18 protein-coding genes are annotated in these 25,523 nt (G+C 52.5%); 10 read left to right on the top strand and 8 right to left on the bottom strand.

Annotated features, from left to right (window positions below):
- The first annotated feature begins 21 nt into the window (after positions 1-21).
- Positions 22-549 (top strand): hypothetical protein, encoded by a 528-nt coding sequence (locus tag UNDKW_RS29030; RefSeq protein WP_162061618.1) that lies wholly within the window; start codon positions 22-24, stop codon positions 547-549.
- A gap of 93 nt (positions 550-642) precedes the next feature.
- On the opposite strand, the gene UNDKW_RS29025 is transcribed toward UNDKW_RS29030, so the two are convergent.
- From UNDKW_RS29025 to UNDKW_RS29010, 4 genes are all read right to left on the bottom strand, one after another.
- Complete coding sequence (locus tag UNDKW_RS29025) at positions 643-5,403, bottom strand: NAD-glutamate dehydrogenase (protein ID WP_162061617.1); 4,761 nt, start codon at positions 5,401-5,403, stop codon at positions 643-645.
- 355 nt (positions 5,404-5,758) lie between these two features.
- On the bottom strand, positions 5,759-6,502 hold the full coding sequence (locus UNDKW_RS29020; protein WP_162061616.1) for a hypothetical protein: 744 nt from the start codon (positions 6,500-6,502) through the stop codon (positions 5,759-5,761).
- A 25-nt stretch (positions 6,503-6,527) separates the two neighbouring features.
- Positions 6,528-7,079 carry a hypothetical protein gene (locus tag UNDKW_RS29015; RefSeq protein ID WP_162061615.1) on the bottom strand — a complete coding sequence of 184 codons (552 nt, stop codon included), beginning with the start codon at positions 7,077-7,079 and terminating at the stop codon, positions 6,528-6,530.
- A 99-nt stretch (positions 7,080-7,178) separates the two neighbouring features.
- Positions 7,179-8,834 (bottom strand): M20/M25/M40 family metallo-hydrolase, encoded by a 1,656-nt coding sequence (locus UNDKW_RS29010; RefSeq protein WP_162061614.1) that lies wholly within the window; start codon positions 8,832-8,834, stop codon positions 7,179-7,181.
- A gap of 472 nt (positions 8,835-9,306) precedes the next feature.
- Here UNDKW_RS29010 and UNDKW_RS29005 point away from each other — a divergent pair, with 472 nt between their 5' ends.
- Both UNDKW_RS29005 and UNDKW_RS29000 read left to right on the top strand, forming a co-directional pair.
- Positions 9,307-10,278, top strand: coding sequence for a peptidylprolyl isomerase (locus UNDKW_RS29005; RefSeq protein WP_162061613.1), 972 nt, complete (start codon positions 9,307-9,309; stop codon positions 10,276-10,278).
- Between the two features lie 202 nt (positions 10,279-10,480).
- On the top strand, positions 10,481-12,679 hold the full coding sequence (locus UNDKW_RS29000; RefSeq protein WP_162061612.1) for a C1 family peptidase: 2,199 nt from the start codon (positions 10,481-10,483) through the stop codon (positions 12,677-12,679).
- Positions 12,680-12,724: 45 nt separating this feature from the next.
- On the opposite strand, the gene UNDKW_RS28995 is transcribed toward UNDKW_RS29000, so the two are convergent.
- Positions 12,725-14,059, bottom strand: a complete 1,335-nt coding sequence (locus tag UNDKW_RS28995; RefSeq protein WP_162061611.1) for an alpha-amylase family glycosyl hydrolase — start codon at positions 14,057-14,059, stop codon at positions 12,725-12,727.
- Between the two features lie 214 nt (positions 14,060-14,273).
- Positions 14,274-14,912, bottom strand: a complete 639-nt coding sequence (locus UNDKW_RS28990) for a TetR/AcrR family transcriptional regulator (protein ID WP_162061610.1) — start codon at positions 14,910-14,912, stop codon at positions 14,274-14,276.
- 179 nt (positions 14,913-15,091) lie between these two features.
- Between UNDKW_RS28990 and UNDKW_RS28985 the strand changes: the two genes are divergently transcribed.
- A complete protein-coding gene (locus tag UNDKW_RS28985; RefSeq protein WP_162061609.1) occupies positions 15,092-16,120 on the top strand; it encodes an aldo/keto reductase in 1,029 nt (342 codons plus the stop codon).
- Between the two features lie 108 nt (positions 16,121-16,228).
- Here the strand turns inward: UNDKW_RS28985 and UNDKW_RS28980 are convergent, their stop codons facing one another.
- Entirely contained in the window at positions 16,229-18,544 is a 2,316-nt protein-coding gene (locus UNDKW_RS28980) for a DEAD/DEAH box helicase (protein WP_162061608.1), read from the bottom strand.
- A 254-nt stretch (positions 18,545-18,798) separates the two neighbouring features.
- On the opposite strand from UNDKW_RS28980, the gene UNDKW_RS28975 reads away from it, so the two are divergent.
- Positions 18,799-19,200, top strand: a complete 402-nt coding sequence (locus UNDKW_RS28975; RefSeq protein WP_162061607.1) for a hypothetical protein — start codon at positions 18,799-18,801, stop codon at positions 19,198-19,200.
- 24 nt (positions 19,201-19,224) lie between these two features.
- Here UNDKW_RS28975 and UNDKW_RS28970 read toward each other — a convergent pair whose 3' ends face one another.
- Positions 19,225-20,103: a LysR family transcriptional regulator gene (locus UNDKW_RS28970; protein ID WP_162062156.1), complete on the bottom strand. Its 879-nt coding sequence runs from the start codon at positions 20,101-20,103 to the stop codon at positions 19,225-19,227.
- Between the two features lie 228 nt (positions 20,104-20,331).
- Between UNDKW_RS28970 and UNDKW_RS28965 the strand changes: the two genes are divergently transcribed.
- The 5 genes from UNDKW_RS28965 to UNDKW_RS28945 all read left to right on the top strand — a co-directional run bounded on the left by UNDKW_RS28965 (position 20,332) and on the right by UNDKW_RS28945 (position 25,474).
- Entirely contained in the window at positions 20,332-21,546 is a 1,215-nt protein-coding gene (locus UNDKW_RS28965) for a M48 family metallopeptidase (RefSeq protein ID WP_162061606.1), read from the top strand.
- Between the two features lie 20 nt (positions 21,547-21,566).
- Positions 21,567-22,226 (top strand): TIGR00266 family protein, encoded by a 660-nt coding sequence (locus UNDKW_RS28960; protein WP_162061605.1) that lies wholly within the window; start codon positions 21,567-21,569, stop codon positions 22,224-22,226.
- Between the two features lie 9 nt (positions 22,227-22,235).
- Positions 22,236-22,916, top strand: coding sequence for a TIGR00266 family protein (locus tag UNDKW_RS28955; protein ID WP_162061604.1), 681 nt, complete (start codon positions 22,236-22,238; stop codon positions 22,914-22,916).
- A 12-nt stretch (positions 22,917-22,928) separates the two neighbouring features.
- A complete protein-coding gene (locus tag UNDKW_RS28950) occupies positions 22,929-24,011 on the top strand; it encodes a TIGR00266 family protein (RefSeq protein WP_162061603.1) in 1,083 nt (360 codons plus the stop codon).
- 695 nt (positions 24,012-24,706) lie between these two features.
- Entirely contained in the window at positions 24,707-25,474 is a 768-nt protein-coding gene (locus UNDKW_RS28945; RefSeq protein WP_162061602.1) for an SDR family oxidoreductase, read from the top strand.
- Positions 25,475-25,523: the final 49 nt, after the last annotated feature.

Here is a 25,523-nt window from a genome sequence, read left to right as displayed (position 1 = left end):
AGTCCCGCCCCTTAATTAAACATGTCACTCAACATCACCACCTTCGTCATGACACTAAGCTGCATCCTGGCAACGCAAGTACACGCTGCCAGTTGCAGGCTGGAAAATATTCCGGTCACCCCACTCAAGCCAGGACAGTATGAGACATTCCACGCAAAAGCCAAATCTCTGGAACTACGCTTTCATAGCGACGCTAATGATCCTGAAGTCGATGCCTTTCCCGAGCCACCTTTGCAGGTCTTGCAACTCGCCAGCAATACTCAATGTGAAGTCGACGGCGGCATCTGGGTCAGGAAAGATATTTACCTGACCCAGGATGAACAAGTATTGGTCACTCACGAATACAGTGGTTCTAATGATTTTTTGATGTTTTACAAAACAGCCGACTGTACCAAGCTGCATGAGCTGGATGTAACTGCTTCAAGATGGAAAATCGCAGGCAACACAATCAGTGTACAAAGCATGGAGAAACAAAAGAAAGGCCAACAAACAAAGCAGTATGTGCTGGATGCAAGCTGTAAACCAGTCGTCAAATCCGGCCAGCAATAAATGCTTGTAAAAAAACCGGCCCGTTGAAAACAACAGGCCGGTTCAATCTGGCATTAGTTCAAAGCTTAATACAAGCTTAAATCAGATTACGCCTCAAGCCAGGTGACGCAACTCGCGCAAAGCGACAGATACCGGCGCCAGGTCCGGTCCCTGTGCACTGATGGTGGTCAGCAAGGCAGTCAGCCTTTCTATGGCTGGCGCATGCTGCGCATGCCAGTTGCTGACTTCGTCCTGGCGTGACAACAGACCGCGGGTGATCTGACTGGCGATGGAATACACATCATCCCTCGCGCTGCCACGCGCCTGGGTCTGCCACAAAGTGTCTGTGGGCAGGCGGTTGATCTGATTACGCCAGCCAGTCAGCCCCAATTCATCATCAATGCCAAAATAAGCGCGCGCTGCCAGTTCCAGCGTGCTGCTGGTGCTTTGCGCCAGATCAACCAGATCAAGCGCCGGGAAGATATATTCCAGCGCCGTCAGGTTTTGTGCCAGCGTGGCCTCTACCCCGGCCTGTGTCAGTGCCTCGGCTTCTTTTTGCCAGCTGGCGTGGGCATTGGCTGGCAGCCAGTCATCGAGTTGCCAGCGCAGTTCGCGGGCGGCTGGCTGGTAACGCTGGATCAGCGTTGGCAGATCAGTGCTTTGCGAACGTATGCGTAACATCCAGCGCGAGGCTCTTTGGGCAATCGCGATCAGCTTGGACAAGAGGTCGAGTTGCAGTTTTGAATCAACCTTGTAATCCAGTGCATCGATCTGATCCCACAATACTTCCAGGTCGAAAATCTCGCGGGCCAGAGTGAAGGCACGGATCACGTCAGCCGCGGTCGCCCCTGCTTCAGAAGCAATGAAGTTGACGAAGGTTGCACCGGCACGATTCACCACGGTATTGGTGATGAAGGTGGCGATGATTTCGCGTTTCAAAGGATGATTCGAGATTGCTTCAGCAAAACGTTCAGACAAGACTTGCGGGAAGTAAGCTTTCAATGCACGGCTGAAGAAAGGGTCATCCGGCAAATTGCTGGCGACCAGTTCATCAAACACTGACATCTTGGCATAGGCCAGCACGACCGCACCTTCTGGTGCAGTCAGGCCCTGCTTCAAGGCCTTGCGGTGGAAGATTTCATCATCGCTGGGCAGATATTCAATGGCACGGTTCAGGCGGCCCTGTTTTTCCAAAGACTGCATCAGTCTTTGCTGGCCATCAAGTACATACAGTGGACGATGCGCGGCAATATCCAGTGCCTGGCTTTGATAATAATTATCGGTCAGGACCAGGTGGCCAACTTCATCTGTCATTGAAGCCAGCAAATCATTGCGTTGCTTGAGTGTCAGGTCACCAGCTTCGACGATGCTGCCCAACAAAATCTTGATATTGACTTCATGGTCAGAGCAATCGACACCGGCAGAATTGTCTATCGCATCGGTATAGATACGGCCACCTTTTTGCGCGAATTCTATACGGCCATTTTGTGTACAACCCAAATTACCACCTTCGGCCAGCACCTTGCAGCGCAAGTCATTACCGTTGACACGGAAGGCATCACCAGCCTTGTCACCGACCTGGGCATGGGTTTCATATTTGGCCTTGACATAGGTGCCTATGCCACCGTTGTATAGCAAATCAACAGGGGCTTGCAAAATGGCGCGTAGCAATTCTACCGGTGCGAGTTCAGCAGTTTCTATACCTAGTACGGCACGGGCTTCCGGGCTCAGGCTGATGGATTTAGCGGTGCGTGGGAATACCCCGCCGCCCGCAGAAATCAGGCTCTTGTCGTAATCATCCCAGCTGGAACGCGGCAGGTTGAACAGGCGCTGGCGTTCGGCAAATGACGTTGCCACATCAGGTGATGGGTCGATGAAAATATGACGATGGTCAAAGGCGGCTACCAGTTTGATATGCTCGGACAGCAACATACCATTCCCGAACACGTCGCCCGACATGTCACCAATACCGGCGACAGTGAAAGCCGTATCCTGCGTATTCACACCCAATGAGCGGAAATGGCGCTTGACCGATTCCCATGCACCGCGTGCGGTAATTCCCATTTTCTTGTGGTCGTAACCTACCGAGCCACCAGACGCAAATGCATCACCGAGCCAGAAACCGTAGTCAGCAGAGACACCATTGGCGATATCCGAGAAAGTAGCCGTGCCCTTGTCAGCCGCGACCACCAGGTAGGGATCATCGACATCATGGCGTATCACCAGTTTAGGCGGCACTACCGCTCCTTTGACGATATTGTCAGTCAGGTCCAGCAAGCCGGACAGGAAGATTTTGTAGCAAGCCACGCCTTCGGCCTGATAGGCTTCGCGGTCTGTCGCTGGTGGTGCATTCTTGAGGACAAAACCACCTTTGGAACCAACCGGTACGATGACCGTATTCTTGACTTGCTGGGCTTTTACCAGGCCCAGGATTTCAGTACGGAAGTCTTCACGTCTGTCAGACCAGCGCAAGCCACCACGGGCGACCTTGCCGCCACGCAGATGCACGCCTTCAACACGTGGGGAATATACCCAGATTTCAAACAGGGGTTTGGGTTCAGGCACGCCCGGCACTTCACGCGGGTTGAGCTTGAAGCTCATGTAGGGCTTGAATGCGCCGCTCGCAGTTGTTTGCCACAGATTGGTGCGCAAGGTCGCAACAATGGTTGCGATGAACTGGCGCAGGATACGGTCTTCATCCAGACTCGCTACATTGCTCATCTGCGCTTCCAGCTGTTCGCGTATATGCTTTTGTGCCTGTTCGCGGTCACCAACATAATCAGGCTTGAAGCGCGCACCAAACAGCTCTGCAATCAATTGCGTGATAGGCGCGTTCTTGTTGAGTGCTGCTTCTATATAGTTTTGGCTATAGGCAAAACCGAGTTGCTTGAAGTAACGCGAGCAAGCGCGCAAGACAGCGATAGAGCGGGCATCCAGCGTAGTATTGAGTACCAGGCGATTCAGGTCATCACTTTCAACCTCGCCACCCCAGGCTTGCGAGAACAGGTTTTCAAAGCGCACTTTAACTGATGACAAATCTGTGTTGGCAGGTAATTGCAAGCCAAGGTCATGTATCCACAAAGTCTCTGCACCGCTGACGATGGCATACGGATGTTCGTCGAGTACCCTGGCCCCCATGTGTTCCAGCACGGGCAGGGAATCGGATAGTGCCACCTTGGCAGTGTTATAAATCTTGAAGCGCAGTATGCCAGGACCCGCATCGAGTGGACGGTAGAGTTTGACCATCATCGGTGCGCCGGTGTTCAGGCTGGCCAGCATGTCGGCATCTTCTGCACCCACCAGGGCAGAAAAATCTTCACGGTAAGCAGTAGGGAAGGCATTGGCGAAACGGTTTGCCAGGCTCAGGCCATTGCCTTCACCATGCGAGCGCAGCAACTCTGCTGTGCAATCATCTTCCCAGCGTTGTGCGAGTTTGGCAATGCGGGCTTCCAGAATCGCCAGGTTGACGTTCTGTGGTGCGACATCCTTGGCCCTGACCAGATAATGAATACGCGCCAATGGGCTATCGGTCAGCATCGGTGTAAATTCTATCGACTGGCCATTCAGTGCCATCATCAATTCATTGCCTATCTTGACGCGCAACTCAGTGTTATAGCGATCACGCGGCACGAAAACCTGGGCAGAAGTAAAGCGGCCAAAAGGGTCACGACGCAAGAACAAACGGGTGCGCTGGCGCTCTTGCAGGCGCAGGATACCAATCGCATGATCGGCCAGAGTATTGCCATCTATCTGGAACAATTCATCACGCGGATAGTCATCGAGAATGGCTTGCAGCGACTTGGCGGCATGGCTCTCGGGCACGACGCCAGAAGTATTCATGACATTCGTTACGCGCTGACGTACCAGGGGGATATTGCCTACCGGTTCAGAATAAGCTGTTGAGGTATATAAGCCCAGGAAGCGCGATTCACCAATGACATTGCCTGCATCATCAAAACGCTTGACGGCAATATAGTCCAGCCAGGCTGGCCTGTGCACAGTGGCGCGTGTCATGGCCTTGGTGACCATGACCATTTCTGTCGAATCCATCAGGGCCACGACTTCTGGCGGCAAACGGGTTTCCGGGGTTTTGACCGGGCCACGTAAAATACCCAGACCAGAATCAGCAATCGCGACCAGGCTGACATTGTCGCCATCGCGTTTCAGGTCATAGTCGCGCACACCGAGGAAGGTGAAATGGCGGTCTTCCAGCCAGGCCAGGAAGGCAATTGCTTCATCTCGTTTTTCTGGTGCCTGGGTAGCTCTTTCACAAGCGGCACGCACTTCACGCGCACGCGCCAGCATGGGTTGCCAATCAACCACAGCACCACGTACATCAGACAAGACACTTTTCAAATCTTCTACCAGCGCCTGCTGGGCCGCCTGATCGACGATGCGGTCACATTCAACCAGAATCAGGGATTCAACCGGATCAGTGCTGCCGGCAGCCTTTGCCGCTGCCACGGTGCTGACTGCTGTCACACTACCATTCGCATCACGCGCCACACTCATCAAGGGATGTACTATCCAGTGTGCAGTACGGCCACTGCGGTTGATCGCCATCGTCACTGAATCCACCAGGAAAGGCATATTGTCATTCACAATCTGCACGACCGTATGATCACTGACAAAACCATCTTCTGCCAGCGTGGGGTTGAACACCCTTATCTTGGGCGTGTGCGCAGTCCGTGGAGCATCCAGCAAACGCCAGTGGGCATTGGCCTGGGCGAACAAGGTAGCTGGGCCGCGGCTGATAATTTCATCCGGGTCAGTGTTTTCAAAATAGGTGGTAATAAAAGAACCCTGGCGTTCAGATGCAGGGCCGGTGTGCGCTTGCGCATAAGCAATCAGCTCAGCGAAGTGGGAAGAGGTCATACGTTCTCCTTCTGTTGGAAGATAACGAGAGATAAAGGTGCAAGTCTGTGCACCATATTGTGCAAGTATCCTCCATTATGCGGATGGAAACAAACGGGATTTCCCTTACGAGCGTACGGAAAATTGATTGCCAGACCACACAACTGGTATTGACTGCAGGCAGTTCTGAACAAGTGTTGCTTACTTACACAAAAATGCCTACAAAATGCGAGAACATCGAGCCCAGGCTAAATGAAGCTTTTTTGCTTTTTCTCAAGTTCATCCAAATAAGAGGATACAAATTTCAAGTAAGAACGCTTATGAATGCTTATGTGCAGCGCAGCATGATCGCATTAGCTGGTTGTATTTAATCACGCTAATGGTTGAAACGAACTGGTTGCATAAACCAGCCCACGATACTGGCGACCAGCATAAAGGCCGCAAGCCACACCAGCTTGCGCCATGCCTGACCACTACTTTTCATTATCTCGAAACTATCAACAAAAATGGTTTCGCAGGCGCCATTGCCGGTATCGGTGCGGACGATGCTGGTGCCGCGCTTGAAAGCGAAACCATGGTTGTGTGAATATTCAGAGAGTCGGCCACGCAAGTGTATCTGGTCGCCCACTTCGACTTTTTGCATGATCTTGGCAATGCTGGGCTGGTCGGTTAGCAGATGGTTGTTTGAAATGGCAGTCTGGTCAAATGCAGCAAACGCTTCTGCTGTCGACGCCCGGAAATTGCAGGTGAACTGGCCACTGGAAAAACTGATGTCGTTGTAAGAACCATTGCGTGCATTATTACCCCAGATGACGCAGATATCCATGACATTTAAATGGTCATTCCATTCACGATGCAGGTAATCCCAGCCTGTGCTGGTATCATGCCTGCTGACGACCAGGCCAACCAGGTCATAGTCATACAAGGGCTGCACCTTGTAATCGACACCACCTCTGCTGACTGCAAATGCGGTTTGCTCTGTCTTGGTTTGTACCGGTTCATTCAACAGCACATTGTTCAATTCGGCCGGAGGTGGCAGTACGTCACGCCTCCATATCGCGTATAGCAAAAGACAAAGGCTGAATGTCATCAGCCATTTTAAAAAAGTACGCGTTGTCAAGGTGCTTGATCCAATTTAATCCAGCTTAATCCAACTTCAACGCGCTGACATCATGTAATGAGCAAGCCTGAACTTTTGCGCCAAAAAAATCGGCCTGTAATTGAAAAGCGCGCAAGACCCTCTGGCGCCCCAACTCATCGTCCGGCAAAGTAAAAATCACCTTGAGTACATTCGCTGCATTTGTGCCTTGTATGGTGGCGACGGGTTGAGCCAGAGCCGTAGTGGCATTCGCTAAAGCTGTCGTTGCTGCTGGCGGCAGCATCAACAGCATTTCAGCCAGAACGTCGGCCTCGGTAATGATGACAGTGTCATGCGCACCATGAAACTTTTTACCGCCTGAACTTGGGTCGGCGATGCCGCCTGTGATTTCAAATTCGCTTGCAGAAATGCGCTCATAGTGGAAAGCCTGCCAGCCACTGTTTTGCTGTTCTGCAGGCTGGGCCGCCAGAAACTTGCGGTTTGCTACTGCCGCCATGGCAAGTGCTGCCACGCCTCCACCCGCGATCATGCCGACTGGCAATATCTCTGCCAGGTTATCGGGAATATCTTCCACGCTGGTCAGGCTAACTTCACTCATCTCTTGTCTCAATCAAAAAAGGCCACAGGCGCATTGTATTCCTGTTCGGGAAGACTAAGCGCAAATGGCCTTTTTGAAAGAATAAAGTATCTGTATTATTTATTTGACCGCTTTCTCTTCAGTTGCCTTGTCGTCTTTCTTCTCGTCCGGCGGTGGATCTTTAGGCATAGGTTTGCGCGGCAGCATCTCATTGCGGTTGGCAGCATGGGCAACGAAGCTCGCCAGTATCATCGAAGCCTGGGTCAGGTCGCTCTTTTGTACCTTGTCATACACATCCATGCTGGAGTGATGGGTGCGGCTGAAGTAGTCCATATCATCCTGCACGAACTGGAAACCAGGCACGCCAACGCGGTCGAAGCTCACATGGTCGGTGCTGCCAGTGTTGCGCAGCGTCGTCGTCGTGGCACCGACATCATTGAATGGTGCGAGCCAGGCATCAAATATCGGCTTTAAGGTCGCATTGTTTTCTGCATAGATGCCACGGATTTTACCGCCGCCATTATCGAGATTGAAGTAGGCAGAAATCTTGCTGTGCATGGGTTTGATGCTGAGCGGCCCGGTCGGTTTGCGTGCAAAAGTCGGTAGCTCAAGCTCTTTTGGATCAGTCGGCTCAGGGCGGGACGCTATCCATTTATTGACATAGGCACGTGAACCCAGCAAACCCTGCTCTTCACCACCCCACAGGGCGATGCGTATGGTGCGACGCGGCTTGAAACCAGTCGCCTTCAAGAGTCGCACAGCTTCCATTGCCATGGCAACGCCGGCGGCATTGTCGGTCGCGCCTGTGCCACCATGCCAGGAATCCAGATGGGCACCGAGCATGACGATCTCGTCTTTTTTATCTGTGCCGGGGATTTCTGCCAGTACATTGATGGCAGCTTCCGGGTCTTCGTCGCTGAACGTGGCTTTGACATCAATTTCCAGTTCCACATCTTTTTTCTTTTCGACCAGGCGATACAGACGGTTATAGGTTTCGCTGGCAACGACCAGGGTAGGCGGGCCGGTCACTTCATCTTTCTTGTATGAACCGCCTTCCTGTACAAAGATGGTGCCATCTTCACCACGGGTCACATTCAGGGCGGCCAGGGCTTTTTCTTCTGCCAGGAAGGTGCGCAGTTTTTTGGCGAATGCAAAGCGCTTCAGGTAAGTCTGTATATCGCCACGGCGGGAGGCTGACGGCTCGAAATCGATCTTACTGAGCTCACTCAGTTCTTCATGTGTATACCTGTGCGCATCTGCCTTCACATGCGGTTTGATCGGCAGTGGTTCATCGAGCAGGACGATGGCACCGGCCAGCTTGCCTTTCCATTTTGGCAGATCTTCATCTGCTACCATTTTTGCGATGATCAGCTTGCCACGCTGCAGTCCATTTGTGCCTGGCGTCCATGCCTTGGGGATCGCATACAGATCGACTTGCGAAGGCGCAACCATGCGCAGGGTGGTTTTTTCCAGCGTCCAGCCACGGCCAAAGGGGGCAAAGCTTTCGCTATGAATATTTTGCAGGCCCCATTCACCAAATTTGCTGCGGGTCCAGTCACCAGCCTTGCGAAGTGCGGGCGAACCGGTCAGGCGCGGGCCTATCTCATCTGTGAGTGTGCCCAGTATTTCTTGCGCCTTGGAGCGGTTCATGGCCTCGTCACGCAATTTGGTAATCAGGTCGAGGTCGATTTTTTCTTCGCTGGCGGCAAGCGCAAACTGGCCGCTAAAGCTGGTGGCGATGAGGGCTGTGCCACATAAAACCTGCAAAATACGCATTCATGTCTCCTGTTTGGATTCTTCTATCGAAATTTCTGGCCGGATTGGCCAAAGCTCCCTGTACGATGCTTTTTAATTGCCGGTATGGGTCTTGATTGTCATTCTTATACCGGATAAAACCTCCTGCTTGGAGTGAGCAAGTCAAAATTTGTTCCCTGACTTCCGTGCATTTAAGAAATATTCCTCATTTTTAACAGAAATACCTGACGAATTTGCCGGAATCCAAATTTGTCATCGAAATAACGATGAGCATGCAGGGGCATGTTATTTATGCCAGCATCAGTCAGGGCATTGACGGCTGGCTCTGACAGGAACCGACGGCAGATATTTTCACTGAAATTTGGTAAGTAAAAGTGAATAACTAGCATGACAGGTACAATCACGAGTAGAATTCAGCGTCATTTTTTAAATCGTCGTATGCCGACAGGCATGATATCTGCTGCAAAGTCAGCTCAATATTGAAGGAATGTGTATGTCAATTAAGTCCCGTGTCGTCCTGGGTAGCGCTCTTGCCTTGTTGGTACTCAGCGCCTGTAATGATAAGAATGCAGACAAGGCTGCGTCAGCCTCTGCTTCCGCTTCTGCGTCGGCTGCTGCAAGTAGCGAAGTCGCAGCCACTGTCGATGGCACACCTATCAGCAAGAAACAACTGGACCAGATCATGCAGCAACAGGCCGCCCAAGGCATGCCTGATACGGCTGAAACACGCAAGATGGTCATCGACAATCTGGCCATGCAAATCGTTGTAGCCAAAGAAGCTGTCAACAAAGGTCTGGATAAAAAGCCAGAAGTGGCCGATCAGATCGAAATGACGCGTCAATCCATCCTGGCTAATGCCTATGTCAAGGATTACATCAAGACAGCAACGGTCTCGGACGACGCCCTGAAAGCTGAATACGAAGAATTCAAGAAAAGCAATGGTGGCAATGAATACAAGGCCCGTCATATTCTGGTAAAAACTGAAGACGAAGCCAAGGACATCATCGCCAAGATCAAGAAAGACGTGAAGTCTTTCGAAGGCCTGGCCAAAGCCAAATCACAAGATCCTGGCTCCAAAGCCAATGGTGGTGACCTGGGCTGGTTCAACCCACGCGGCATGGTGCCGGAATTTGGCGCAGCAGTCGCTAAACTGGAAAAAGGCAAATTTACTGAAGAGCCAGTCAAATCCCAGTTTGGTTACCACGTCATCATCCTCGACGATTCCCGTCCTGTGACTATTCCTCCGCTGGAAGAAGTCAAGTCCGGTCTGAGCCAGCAATTGCAGCAAAAGAACCTGAAGAAAATGCTGGATGACATCAAGGCTAAAGCCAAGATAGAAATCAAGGAAGCACCAGCCGCAGCTTCTGCACCAGCAGCATCAGGTGCGCCTTTGTCAGTAACACCTACCGTAGTACCGGCAGCATCTGCAGCAGCATCCGCTTCTGCTGACGCAGCGAAAAAATAAGTCCTGGCAATTGCAGGGCAAGAGGCCGTCAAGCTAGTCTTGGCGGCCTTTTTCTTTATGCGCACGTTTTGCAGGATGTTCCGGCTTCATCGTGCAATTCTTTGTGCTATTGCCAAGCCAAATAAATCCTGAGACACTATTGTTGCCAATATTTCAAGCAACATTCCCATAGAAATCCTTCATACTGACCCAGGAGGCCTGCATGCCAGCCCAGACCATACCCTTTAACGGCAGCGACCTGGCCCTGGATGCGCGTCCTGACCGCCTTGATATCCGCGACCGCATCTACACGCCCCGCGTGCTGAACCTGCCAGTATCCTACCCTGATAGCAGCTTCATCAAGAACCAGCTCGCCAGCTACATCAAGGCAGGCATGATTTTGAACCAGGGCTCGGATGGTGCCTGTACTGGCTTTGGTCTGGCCGCGGTCATCAATTACCTGTTCTGGCTGCGCGACACCAGCAACAAGGAAAGCAGCCCACGCATGATCTACCATCTCGCTCAGCTGTATGACGAATGGCCGGGTGAAGATTATCTGGGCTCCAGCTGTCGCGGTGCTCTCAAGGGCTGGCACAAGCATGGTGTCTGCAGCCGTGCGCTGTGGCCCTATACGGTCAATAAAAATGACCAGGTACCAGCCTTTGAAGCGCCAAAACCGGGCTGGGAAAAAGACGCACTGAGCCGCGCCCTGGGTGTGTATTACCGCATAGATAAAACATCGATCACCGACATGCAGGCGGCCATCCTGGAGATTGGTGCCATCTATGTCTCATGCAAGCTGCATCAGGGCTGGTCCGAGGTACCGACATCAAAAGCAAGCAGCTTCAGCAAGCTGGAGCAACTGCCTGTAGTCAACTTTAGCGAGGTCAAGGCCGGTGGCCATGCCTTTGCCTTGCTCGGTTATACCGACCAGGGTTTTGTCGTGCAAAACTCCTGGGGCGCAGATTGGGGCCTGCAGGGTTTCGCCATCATCACCTATGACGACTGGCTGGTAAATGGCACAGATGCCTGGACCGTATCCCTGGGCGTACCCGTGCGCTATGTTGATGCGGTGAACCGCACTCGTGCTGAGAAGCAGCTGTCCCCTCAGGCGAATATCCCGCCTGTTGCTGCCTTCAAGGCCAGTGGATCAGCCCTGCTGCCCAGCGGTGCCCATCCCGCAGGCAAGCCTGGTCAGGCGGTACTCAGCATGGACCAGGCGTATAGCCTGACCGTGGTCATGGGCAACGATGGTGGTCTGATACAAAGATTGCTCGAAGTTGCCGATGCGTCAGCGACGGTAGAAAAAGTCCTGGTGCAGGCACCACAAGCCTGGCTCAAACAACACAGCAAAAACAAGGTCTTGAAACTTGCCCTGTATGCTCATGGTGGCCTTCATAGTGAAGCTGAGTCACTCAAGCGCATTGCCGCCATGGCACCCAGTTTTCTGGCAAACGGTATATACCCGGTCTTCATCACCTGGAAAACCGGACTCACAGAAACCATGGGGGACGTGCTCAAGGATAAATTGCGGGATTACCTGACAGGCTCTGTAGTCTCCAGCGACTGGCTGGAGCAGCTCAAGAATACAGCCGTTGATGTAATGGACCGCACGATAGAAAACCTTGCAGCCAGCATAGGTGGCAAATCGCAGTGGATGCAGATGAAGCAAAATGCAGCACTGGCTACAGAAGATGGTGATCCGCCACGCGGCCTGCTGGCAATCGCCGAACGCCTGAAACAATTAAGCAGGGAGCTGGGCAAGGGCAAGCTGGAAATCCATCTGATAGGCCACTCAGCAGGTTCCATTGCTCTGGGCCATTTACTGGGCTTGCTGGCCGCACGCAAACTGGCAGTCAGCACATGCAGTCTGTATGCACCGGCCTGTAGTCTGGAGTTTGCAGAAAGCACTTACCGCCCTGCGATGGAAAGCGGCATACTGGCACGCGAGAATTTTCACCTGCATCTGATGTCAGACCGGCGCGAGCGCAATGACAATGTCTATCTGGTGTATCGCAAATCCCTGCTCTACCTCGTGGCCCGCGCTTTTGAAACCCGCCATAAAACACCCTTGCTGGGTATGGCTGCCAGCCTTGATGCAGCCTACTTCAACGGTGACAAACTGGCAGAGGAACAATGGAATGTATCCAGCCTCGCCACCTTGAAGAGCTGGAATAAATTTTACTGGGGCAAAAAATTGCCCCGCGATTTTGCTGAAGATGGCAAGGGGCTGACGGCAGAGCAAAGCAGCAATTTGCACATCATCGATGCTAGTCACGTCAATTGCGGCAAGCGCTTGATCCCGCTTGCCCATGGCAGCTTTGATAATGACGTGAATGTGGTCGCACAAACCCTGGCGCGCATCCTCGGTCTGGCAACAACAGATGCCTTGCCTGCACCTGTGCTGGATCTTGATTATTAAACTTGCACAAGCCGTGGCGATTGTGTGCTGCGGCTTGCCATTTTTTTACTTGACCAAGACCTTGTATTCCCAGGGTTTGAGTTCAATTTTCTGGCCTGATTTAAGCGTTTCCTTCTTGCCGCTAAACAAATTGCTGAGTCCAGCCGCAACTGGCTGGTTCAGGCTAAAGCTTTGTGCCTGCCCGCTCAGATTAAAAATACCCACGACCTGATTTGCTGCCTTGCTGCGTGAAAACGCATAGATGGATGCATCATTCGATGTGGCTATACGCACCTGCTCTGCACCCTCAGTACCGTTCCACAAAGCCTGATTGGTTTTCTTCAAATGGAACAGCGTGGTGTAGATAGCCTTGTAAGGATGATCTTGCCACTTGATGGGGTCACGCTCAAAGAATTCCAGGCGTTTGGTATTGCCAGCCTCCTGGCCTGAATACAATAAGGGCATGCCTTTCAGCAGGTTCGACAAGACCAGGAAGTTTTCTGCACCATCACCAAGGCGTTCAAATTCTGTGCCCTCCCACGAATTCAGATCATGGTTGGAGGTATGCAGCATGCGGTAGGCATTTGGGTGGAATTTCTTTTCTGGTCCTGCCATATAGGTTGCCAGGTCGTTCGCATTTTTCTTGCCTTTGGCAATCTCGCCAAACAAGTCCTTGAGTTGCCAGGCATAAGTCATATCAAAGGCTTTTTCATGCAAGTCTGTAGCCTCTGCTTCTGCCAGCATGAAAACTGGTTTTACTTTGTCCAGCGCTGCCCGCGCTTCGTTCCAGAAATCAGTCGGTACCATCTCGGCAACATCACAACGGTAACCATCGATGCCATATTCAGTCAGCCAGAACTTCAGCGCATCTATCATTTCTGCGCGCAACTGTTTGTTCGCATAATTGAGCTTGATGACATCCTGCCAGTCCGGCACAGGCGGGACGAATTCGCCTTTTTCATTCTTCAGGTAATACTCGGGATGGGATGTGGCCCAGGGATGGTCCCAGGCAGTGTGATTGGCGACCCAGTCTATGATGACCTTCATGCCTTGCGCGTGGGCGGCATCGACAAGATTTTTGAAATCAGCCGGTGTACCAAATTCAGGATTCACGCCCTTGTAATCACGCACGGCATAATAACTGCCCAGAGTCCCCTTGCGGTTTTTTTTACCTATGGGATTGATGGGCATGATCCAGATAATGCCTACTCCCATCTTTTTCAGTTCAGGCAAGTATTCCTGAAAACGTTTGAAACTTCCCTCTGGTGAATGCTGGCGGATATTTGCTTCATAAATCGCGGCATTCTTGCTCCACACCGGGTGTTTTACCGTGCTGGTGGTTTGTGCAAGCACAGGCAGGGATATTAATCCCAGCAGGGTCAGGGCAGCTAGTGTCTTCATGATCTTGTCTCATTATTTAATTTATGTAGTTAAGATACATTAATAAAAAATGCACATCAAGAAAAAGAAAGATGAAAATACCTAATCAGTCTTCTCAAGAATCAATGATCACACTCTGAAATTTTCTTGGAAACAATATCATGACTATCAAAAACAGGATGTTCAAACAGATATTTAAATGTAGTTAAAATACACATCCTGATTATTTTATTATCTACACTTTGCTTGTACCAGTGGCGGGCTTGGCGCCATAACGCAAGCCGTCGACCAGCAAAGCCAGCATGCGTCGCGCATGTTCTGGTCCGCCTTCCTGGGTAGTTGTTGATAAATTGGCGACTGCCCGCAGCAAATCATAGGGCGCTATATCTGCGCGCATGTCGCCTGCCGCTGCTGCTGCCTCAAGCAAACCGCTGAGCGCTGGCTCAAGGCGCTGCTGGAAGTAGGCTGGCAATATCGCGAATGCCGGGTCACCCGAATGCAGCGCTGCCGCCAGCCCGCGCTTGGCGGCGATGAAATCTACATAGCGCAGCATCCATTGCGCGACCGCCTCACCAGGCGCATATTGAGCCGCCAGCACGGGTGCAGCGTCGGCACAGGCATCCACTTCATGACGAAACACCGCAGTAACCAGGTCTGAGCGCTGCGGGAAGCGGCGATACAGGGTGCCGACACCCACGCCTGCCCGCTGGGCAATCTCGCGCACCGGCGCGTCCACACCGGAAGTGGCAAACACTTCCAGGGCAGCTTCGAGCAAGGCATCTGTACTGCGTTGTGCGTCAGCACGCACGCGCCTGGGATTTCGCTCTTCATTCCAGCCGCTTTCACTGCCTACACTTGGAGCCAACTTATTCATTTCCACTTTTGACTTCCATTTTTATTTCCAATTTTGTTCTTTCCTTGAAATGCGGAACATTGATCCGATTAATCCGGAACGATGTTCCATTTTACCTTTCAGCACGCTGATTTCGTCGACGGTCATCAGAACTCATTTAATTGATTCATTTAATTCTCTCAACTACAGGAATAAATAATATGGAATACCGTACGCTAGGAAAAACCGGCATCAAGGTCAGCCCTTACTGCTTGGGCGCGATGATGTTTGGCGCGGTCGGCAATGCTGACCATGAAGATTCTATCCGCATCATCCACAAGGCACTCGACGCTGGTATCAACTTTATCGACACGGCAGATTTCTATAGCCGTGGCGAGTCGGAAGAGATCGTTGGCAAGGCGCTCAAGGGCAGGCGCGATCATATCGTGCTGGCGACCAAGGCCAATCTACCCATGGGTACTGACCCCAACCAGCAAGGCAATTCACGGCGCTGGCTGGTGCGCGCAGTGGAAGATTCCCTGCGCCGCCTGCAGACCGATTACATAGACCTGTTCCAGATACACCGGCCAGCACCGGACACCGACATAGAAGAAACCCTGTCGGCACTGACCGACCTGGTGCGCGCAGGGAAAATACGTGCCATAGGATCATCCACCTTCCCGGTGTCTGACATCGTGGAAGCGCAATGGATGGCCGAAAGGCGCGGACTGGCACGCTTCCGTTGCGAGCAACCTTCTTATTCGATACTCAACCGCAGCATAGAAAGGGAAGTGTTACCGACTTGCGAAAAGTATGGCATGGGCGTGATGGTATGGAGCCCCTTGTCCATGGGTTTGCTGACCGGCAGATATCGCAAGGGCCAGCAAACCGATAGCGCACGCGTGCGTTTCAATCCCGGCTATATGACGGATGCAGGTAAACTGGACGCTGTTGAACAACTGATCATCGTCGCGCAGGAAGCAGGATTATCACTGACACACATGGCGATGGCTTTCGCAATTGCCCATCCAGGCGTGACCTCGGCCAACCTGGGGCCGCGCACGATGGCACAACTGGATGACCTGCTGGCAGGTGCCGGTGTCACGCTCAGTGATGAAGTGCTGGATAACATAGACCAGATCGTTGCACCGGGAACTGACGTCGGCCCTTTGCACGCAGCCTACAACCCACCAGCAATTACTCAGGTCAGGCTGCGCCGCAGGCCAGATGCAGAACGCGTTGCTGCCTGAGCAAAGATAAAACCGCCCACACAAACAAATACCCCCGCAAGCGCGGGGGTATTCAAGCTAGTGTTTCAGATGTGACGAACTGGCACCATCATGGCACAGTCAGGCCAATCAGGCTTTAGGGCCTTTGCGATGTGGCTTGGCTGCTGCCGGTTTGCCCGCGCCATAACCCTTGGCTTTTTCTGTCACGCGGCGATCACCGCCTGCTTTCTTGGGGCCGAAAGGTGATGGCTGGTTGACTGGCAGAGGCTTGCGCACATGGTCATCACCGACCGGGCTGATCTGGATTTGCTTGCCTGCGACCCAGACGCCTTTCAATTGCTTCAGCAATTCCTTGGGCATGCCATCTGGCAAATCCAGCGTACTGTAGTCGTCAAAAATATCGATGCGGCCTATGTGCTTGGCTTCCAGACCGGCTTCATTGGCAATCGCACCAACGATATTGCTAGGCGTTACCGCATCAGCCTTGCCGACTTCGATACGGTAAGTCAGCATGGGGATGCCGACCTTGCCTTTGCCATCAGCCTTGTCTTTTTTAGGTTTGGCCGGGCGCTCTTCTTCAAAGGGCGCGCGGGCAGCACGATCGACGACCTGATTCAGCTTGCTGCCAGGTGCGGATTCAGCTATACGTGGAGCACGTTCGCGGGGCGCTTCTTCGCGCGCTGCACGTGGTGCAGGACGGGATGCTGGCGCGCTGCTGCCCTGGCCTTTTTCTGCGCTAATGCGCAGGGCCTGACCAGCCACACGTACTGAACTCAGGTGTTCCATCATGTCGCCAGGCAGATTGTCTGGCAGATCGAGGATGGTGTAGTCATCATAGATATCGATACGACCGATGAACTTGGATTCTATATTGGCTTCATTGGCAATTGCACCAACGATATTGCCGGGCTTGACGCCATGATCATGACCTACAGCGATGCGGAAAGTCTGCATGCCTGGCTCTGGTGTGCGCGGGCTGTGTTCTCGGCGCGGGCCACGGTCTTCACGCGGTGCGCGTTCAAAACGGTCACCGCGGTCGCCACGATCGGCTCTGTCACCACGCTCGGCGCGGGCAGGACGCTCATCGCGCCAGCTATCGTCGTTCTTGGTTTCTTTACGGTTTTTATCGAGCAGCAAAGGCTCATCGCCACGCGCCATTTTGGCCAGCGCCGCAGCAATTTCCACTGCCGGGATATTTTGCTCACGCTCAAAATCTTCGATCAGGGATGTGAATTCTTCCAGTCCGCCTTGCGCCAGCGTGGCAGAAATCTGGTCCTTGAAGCGGGCGATACGGACATTGTTAACGGTCTGTATGGTCGGCAATTCCAGTGGTGACACTGGCTGACGCGTTGCTCTTTCAATCGCTTTCAACAAGTTCTTTTCGCGTGGTGTGATAAACAGAATGGCTTCACCACTACGACCGGCGCGGCCGGTACGGCCTATGCGGTGAGTGTAGCTTTCAGGGTCATACGGTACGTCATAGTTGATGACGTGACTGATGCGCTCTACGTCCAGACCACGCGCAGCCACATCAGTCGCGACCAGGATATCAATCTTGCCGTCTTTCAGTTGCTGGATAGTGCGTTCACGCTGTTGCTGGTTGATGTCGCCATTGATGGCGGCAACCGAGAAGCCTCTTGCATCAAGCCTGGCTGCCAGTTCTTCGGTACCGAGTTTGGTACGGGCGAAAATGATCATGCCGTCGAAACTCTCGGCTTCCAGTATGCGTGTCAGGGCATCGAGCTTGTGCATGCCACTGACCAGCCAGTAACGCTGGCGGATATTGTCGGCTGTGCCGGTTTTTGCAGCGACTGTGACTTCTGCCGGTTTGTTCAGATAAGTCTGGGCGATGCGCTTGATGGCTGAAGGCATGGTGGCCGAGAACAAGGCAGTCTGGCGGCCTTCCGGTGTTTCTTGCAGGATGCGTTCTACGTCATCGATAAAGCCCATGCGCAGCATTTCATCGGCTTCATCCAGCACCAGGGTTTTCAGGGCGGACAAATCCAGCGTGCCCTTGTCCAGATGGTCGATGACACGGCCAGGCGTACCAACCACGACATGCACACCGCGGCGCAGGGCCGAGAGTTGCGGGCCATAGCTTTGGCCGCCGTAGATAGGCAGGACATGGAAACCAGGGATATGGCGTGCATAAGTCTGGAAGGCTTCTGCCACCTGTATTGCCAGCTCACGCGTTGGAGCCAGCACCAGCGCCTGCGGCGTGGTCTGACGCACATCAAGGCGTGACAGTATGGGCAGGGCAAAGGCAGCAGTTTTACCGGTACCGGTCTGGGCCTGGCCTAGGACGTCACGGTTGGACAGCAAAATCGGGATGGTGGCCGCCTGTATCGGCGATGGTGTTTCATAACCTACATCCTGCAAGGCGCGCATGATGGGCGCACTCAATTGCAGGTCTTCAAAAGTAATCGGAGGTTTGTTTTCTGACATGGCGATGCTCGCTCGTTCGCTCGTATCGCAGGATGCGACAAGATGGTTATCCCTATAGTTTACTCTTCTGTGGGTAAGTCAGGGGAAATACCTGCCGATGATGCTTGACAAAAAATAAAAATCTTATTTATTTTTACTTACTTTTAAATTATATTTTTGATATTATCAGATATCAGTTTGCCACTTTATATGATGTGTAATCCAAATTAAAACTGACTTAAACTGAATAACCAGACTCAGGAAACCTGTCCACAATGAAAAAATACCTCGTAGTGGCATACGCCTTTATCTGTCTTGCAGGCATGGCCTTCACCCCCAGTACTGCCAGCGCTGTTGACCTGCCCTCTGACGCTATTCGTTTGTACGCAAAAAATCCCCAGGTCGATGTGCTGTTGAAAATCTCGTATGAGACTAAAGACCAGGCAGACATAGACACATTTCGTAAGGTTGCTGACGATCTGGGGCTGCGCTACGAATTGGTGTATAGCTTCTCTGCAGCCAGCGATAAAGCCACAACAAAAAAATGGAAACTACAAATCAGTAACAAAGTCGCCGCTCAGGGCAACAATGCAGACAAGCAGGTTAGTGCCTTGTATGAAACGGTTAGATCAAAAGGCGGCAGTTTTTCCTGGGAAGTTACGACCATTCCCAAATAAATGACGCCGAAATATGCTAATGACTCACTTCATAAAATCGATGAAAGCCCGCAAAGCCGCCGACTGATGACGGCGGCTGGGGTAGTATAAATAGCTGCGCTCAGGCGCTGGCCACCAGTCTTCCAGCACGTATTGCAATTTCCCCTGCTTCACCAGCTCATCAGCATAGCCACAATAGGTGTAGCAAATCCCGGCACCATCGCAAGCGACCCGCGTCGCCACATAGAAATCATCAAACACCAGGGCGCCGGTGGTGGCAACTTCCATTTTTTCCTGCCCGCGCTGGAATTCCCAGCGATATCTTTGCCCGCTGGGGAAACGGAATTGTATGCATTGATGCTGCAACAGCTCATGTGGCGTTTCAGGTACACCGTGTTTTTGCAAATAGGCAGGAGAGGCACAGACGACAAAACGGATTTCGCGCCCCACCGGGATAGCCACCATGTCCTGCTGCAGGCTTTCACCAAAACGCAGGCCGGCATCAAAGCCCTGTTCTACGATATCGATGAGGGCATCACTGCTGACGACTTCAAGTTCGACTTCAGGGTAGGCCGCATGCCAGGCGGCCATGACCGGGGCCAGCGTGAGTTGCGCCGCCGGGCGCGGCACATTCAGGCGCAAGCGGCCAACTGGCTTGTCCCTGAGTTCATTCAGACTTTCGAGAGCGCCCTGGATTTCTTGCAACGCCGGTTGCAGGCTCTGCAGCAGGCGTTCACCCGCCGGTGTCAGGCTGACGCTGCGGGTAGTTCTTTGCAGCAGGCGCATGCCCAGTTTTTTCTCCATCCTGGTCATGGTATGGCTCAGTGCAGAAGCCGTGAGCTGCAATTCTTGCGCAGCCTGGCGGAAACTGCGGCATTCGGCAACGCGGGCGAAAGCCAGTAAATCATTCAAGTCTGGTGACATGGGCAGGAGTTCTTTCAATAACGAAAGCATTATATCGACACAGGGAAACATAATACTTGCAGGTGATGTGCTAACAGCCACAATCTATTGCGTCAATACCATGTTTTGTCAGGTTTGAAAACTTAAACAAAAAATACGGATCGCTGCTTTATAATTCTGACGCTCTGACTAAATTTGCCTGCTTCTTCAGCAAGCATAGACAGCTTTTTATATTACTTCAGGATCAACATGGAGCTTGCTTCCAGCAAATACCCTTGCCACGCTTTTCACGCATCCCTGCCCGGTGGCCGGGATACTGGTGAACTGAGCCTGTCGCAACTGGGGGTCAGTTATCAGGTGGCCTCTTTGCTGGGCACTCTGCCATTTGCGCAACTGGAACTGACACTGGGTGGTGCAGCGAATAAACTGGTGTTCATCAAGCATGCCCACAAGCCTGACCTGGTGCTGTACACCAGCGACCTCAGCATCTTGAAAAACCCGGTATTGCTTGCTCACCCTGAATGCTCACGCCAGATCGCTGCGGCGGGCCGCAAGCGTGCCTATGGCTGGGGAGCATTAATAGGTTTCAGCCTCTTGCTGATAGCAGTGCCGCTAGGCCTGATGTGGCAAATGGACACCATGTCTTCCTATGCCGCCAAACAGGTGCCGGTAGAATGGGAAGAAAAACTCGGTGCCAGCGTGGCCGCCCAGGATGACCTGAAAAATCGCCGCATGCCTAAAGCCGAGGCTGACGTGGTGTTGAAGCCACTCACCAGTCCGCTGTTGCAAGCCTTGCCGAATTCGCCGTATCGCTACTCTATTTCTATCGTCAATGACAGCAGCACCAATGCCTATGCCCTGCCTGGTGGCTATGTTGCCATCCATTCTGGCCTGATCCTGAAGGCAGGCAGTGCAGAAGAATTACTGGGCGTGCTGGCGCATGAGATCAGCCATGTGGAAGAACGTCATGGCACACGCAATGTCATCGGCAATGCCGGGATTTACCTGGTTGCCAGTGCCGTGTTTGGCGACGTCAGCGGCTTGCTGGCAGTCTTTAGCAATGCCGCGCCCATGCTGCTGAGCCAGCAATATTCACGACGCTTTGAAACCGATGCGGATGAAAAAGGCGTGCTGTTATTAAAACGTGCCAACATCAATCCGGCAGGCTTGCCAGTTTTTTTCGAGCGCATGATTGCAGAAGAAAAGGCTGCTCTCGAAAAAATCGACAACAAACAGGCGCGTGAAGCCTACAAGCAAGCCATGGGTTTGCTGAGCACTCACCCCACCAGCGAAAAACGCATGGCGCATTTACGTGAACTTATCGGTAAACCTGAAGGGTCATACATTAATCAAGAGGCTGCCTTCAAGGATTTGCAGGAAGCCGTCAAAAAATTTGTCGCCAAGCCAGTAACTACCGAGTCCAAAGACAAGCCAGCAGGCCCGTCCTCAACACCACAATCCTGAAACACAAAAAGGAGTAATCAGTGAAAGCAAATATCAAAGGGGGCCATGCCTTCTCCTACGTCGAGGTAGAACTCGCACCCGGTGAGAGCATCATGACCGAGCCCGATGCCATGTCCAGCATGGATGCCAGCCTTGACCTGACGGCACGTTTCAATGGTGGCCTCATCAAGGGTTTGCTGCGCAAATACCTGGGTGGCGAATCCCTGTTCATCAGCCGCTTTCACAATGCGACTTCGACACCACGCAGCATGACTATCGTTCAGCCTACGCCGGGTGAAATCCTGTGCAAGGAACTGAATGATGAAGTGTATTTCATGCAGCCCGGCGCTTTTCTGGCTTGTGAAGAAAGCGTCAAGATAGGTCTGGGCTTTGCCGGTTTCGCCTCCTGGATCGCGCGTGAGGGCCTGTTCCGCATCAAGGTCAGCGGTCATGGCAAGGTCTGGTTTGGTGCTTATGGCGCATTGCTGGAAAAAGAAGTCAATGGTGAATACATCGTCGATACCAGTCACCTGGTGGCTTACGACCCATCGCTGCGCCTGAATCTGCAACTCGCAGGTGGTTTGTTTTCCAGCTTCTTTGGTGGTGAGGGCCTGGTCACGCGTGTCAGCGGCAAAGGCAAGATCATCATACAGACGCGCAGCATTTCCAGCCTGGCTGGCTGGCTCAATCCAAAATTGTAAGGACGCATCATGCACGTAGAATTAGTCAATCAGCCTGGTAATACCGCAGCCAAAGTCAGCCTGCGTCCTGGTGAAGTCTGCACTGCAGAATCCGGTGCCATGCTGGCCATGAGCAGCAATATGCAAATCACCACGACCACCCATAAAAAACAGGGAGGCTCATTACTGAAGGCAGCCAAGCGTTTGCTCGGCGGTGAATCATTATTCCTGAATCATTTTGAACCACAAAACACACCAGGCGAAGTCTGGCTGGGTACTGATCTCGCCGGTGACATGCTGGTGCTGCCATTAAACAACGACAACCTCATCGTGCAGGGTGGTTCTTTTCTGGCATGCGATGAAGGCATAGAAGTCGATCTGGGCTGGCAGGGCTTTAAATCCCTCTTGTCTGGCGAACGCATTTTCTGGCTCAAGCTCAAGGGCAAAGGCACGGCAGTCCTGTCTTCCTTCGGTGCTATTTATCCTATAGAAGTCGATGGTGATTACATCGTCGATACCGGCCACATCGTCGCCTTTAGCGAAACCCTGCAATTCTCCATCACCAAGGCGGGCATGAGCTGGTTGCAATCCATACTTGGTGGCGAAGGCATGGTCTGCAAATTCTCTGGCCGTGGCACGGTCTGGTGCCAGTCCCATAATGAAAGCAGCTTTGGCCAATTACTGGGCCCTGAGCTCAAAGTGCGCGGATAAGGACAAAAACAAATGAATAACACGATGATAGATGTCGTCCTCACCGGTGAACTGGCTGAAGGCATCAGTTTTGAACAGGCTTGCGCTACAGTCGAAAAACTGTTCAAGCTCCCGGCAGAACAAGCCAGGCAATTGCTGGAAACCGCACCACGCGTCATCAAGCGCGGGCTTGATAGCGAGACCGCAGAAAAATACCGCCTGACCATAGAAAAAAATGGCCTGAAGGTGCGCCTGCAAGGTGATGCGGATACTGCGGCGAAAAGTGAAGTCCTGGCTCCCGAAACAGCCGCTGTACCCGCAACTGCAGTTACGTCAGCAGTTGTGGCTCAAGCTCCCGTTGAAGCTGCACCAGCAATCGCCAGACAGGAAACTGCGGTCAGTACAACTGCTACAGCGCTGGCTCCAGCGCAGCCAGTTGCAGCAACCGATTTCGCCGGTCTGAAATTCAGGATCGATGGCAGCCCTGACTTTGGCTTCCTCACCGTCCAGCTACCACCCGGACAAATGTTGAAAGTGGAAGCCAGCGCCATGGCAACGATGGACACCAATCTGGTCATGAAAACCAAGATGAAAGGCGGCATCTCGCGCATGCTGTCGGGTGAAAATCTCTTTCTCAATGAATTCACTGCTGAAAACGGCCCCGGCGAAATCGGTATCGCCCCAGCAACACCAGGCGACCTGATCCACCGCTACATGCGCGGCGAAACCCTGTATTTGCAAAGCGGCGCCTTTGTTGCCAGTACCCCTGGCATCAATATAGAAACTAAATGGCAGGGCTTTACCAAAGGCTTCTTTTCTGGCGAAAGCCTGTTCCTGATCCGCGCCTCCGGCGAAGGTGATTTGTGGCTCAACAGCTATGGTGCCATCATAGAAATCGATGTCAAAGATGGCTACGTCGTTGATACCGGCAACATCGTCGCCTTCACCGAAGGCCTGGAATACAGCATCAGCAAAGTTGGCGGCTACAAGTCTTTATTCTTCTCTGGCGAAGGCTTCGTCTGCCGCTTCAAGGGTGAAGGCAAGCTGTGGATACAGACACGCAGCGTTGGCGCATTTGCAGGTTGGGCTGGGCAGTATCGTCCGACTAAGGATTAAGCAGTCTATAGTCGATCCATCAAGATTGAATAAATTTGACTGGTGGTCGTGTAGACGTTGGGGCTGATTTTGACTTTTGTAGTTCCCATGTGTAGTCGCCGTTTGTGCGGTACAGAAAATGGATTAAGGAATGCCCGCGTTTGAGGTGTAGCATGGGTTTCAAAGTGCATGCACTTCGCCTGCGTAACGGCAATCGCTTGCAAGCGATTGTGCGCCCTGCAAGGGCAGCGAGTTTCGGGCATTTCCCATTTTTTTGTACCGCACAAACGGGAACCCCGAAGGGGCGGCTACGCCTGGTTCGCCTTCTTTGACATACCTTTCTTGGCGACGCAAGGAAGGTATGTAGCAGTCGCCCCCCGACCGGCAATCGTGAATGACGTGTGCGGGTATCTAGAAATCTAACTCGTGAGTCTACGAATTTAAATTTAGCGCATTGCGCGGCATGCAAAGAACGTCTCTGGAGCGCCAGCCCGGTGGATTCCAGCCAAGAGCACGCTGGAATGACGTCAATAAAAAATTCCAAGTTCAAAGTCTGATCAGCTAGGTTAGATGCCGGAACACGGTACTTGGCGCAAAAATATAACTTCCAATTACTGAAATTTAATCACCAATCTCATGAACAAAACATGGATTGTTTCACCAATTCATATCTACCATACTGCCATTTCCTATCCCCCTTGCACAGGAAAACCGAAATGTCAGCAACTACCAACGAATTCAAAGACCAGATCATCGTCATCACTGGCGGCTCCTCAGGCATAGGCCTGGCCAGTGCCCAGTCCTTTATCAACGCTGGTGCCAAACGTGTGTATATCACTGGCCGTTCAACAGCCAAACTTGAACAAGCGCGCGAAATCCTCGGCAGCAAGGCTATCCCGGTGACGGCGGATGCTGCCAGTACCAGTGACCTGCAAGCCCTGCATGACAAAATTGCCGCAAGTGGTGAGCAAATCGATGTATTGTTCGCCAATGCCGGTATCGCCATCCACAACCAGTTTGGCAACACGACAGAGGCTGAATTTGCCACCACCTTCGACACCAATGTCAAAGGCCTGTTCTTCACGGTGCAAAGCCTGCTACCTTTAATGAAGCCAGCTTCTGCGATAGTCCTGAATGCCTCTATCGCGGCCAGCAAGGGCATGCCCAACCTGAGTCTCTACAATGCCTCAAAAGCAGCAGTGCGCTCATTTGCACGCAGCTGGGCGAATGATCTCAAGGACAGGAAGATACGCGTGAATGTCGTCAGCCCCGGTGTCACCAGGACACCGATCATGGAAAATGGCCTGAACATGAAAGAAGCAGATATCGCCAACTTCTCTGCCTATCTGGTCGATGCCGCACCGGCAGGCCGTATGGCGAGGCCAGAGGAAATCGCGGCTGCAGTACTGTTTCTGGCATCAGCCACAGCCAGCTATGTGAATGGTGTGGAACTGGTAGCAGATGGCGGTCTGATCCAGGTTTGATGCCTGCGCGGATATGCAGGTAAGATAGCGGCTCTTACACTCTCAGATC

The sequence above is a fragment of the Undibacterium sp. KW1 genome (genome assembly GCF_009937955.1).
Lineage (GTDB): Bacteria > Pseudomonadota > Gammaproteobacteria > Burkholderiales > Burkholderiaceae_D > Undibacterium.
This window is presented reverse-complemented; position numbering and strand designations above follow the sequence as displayed.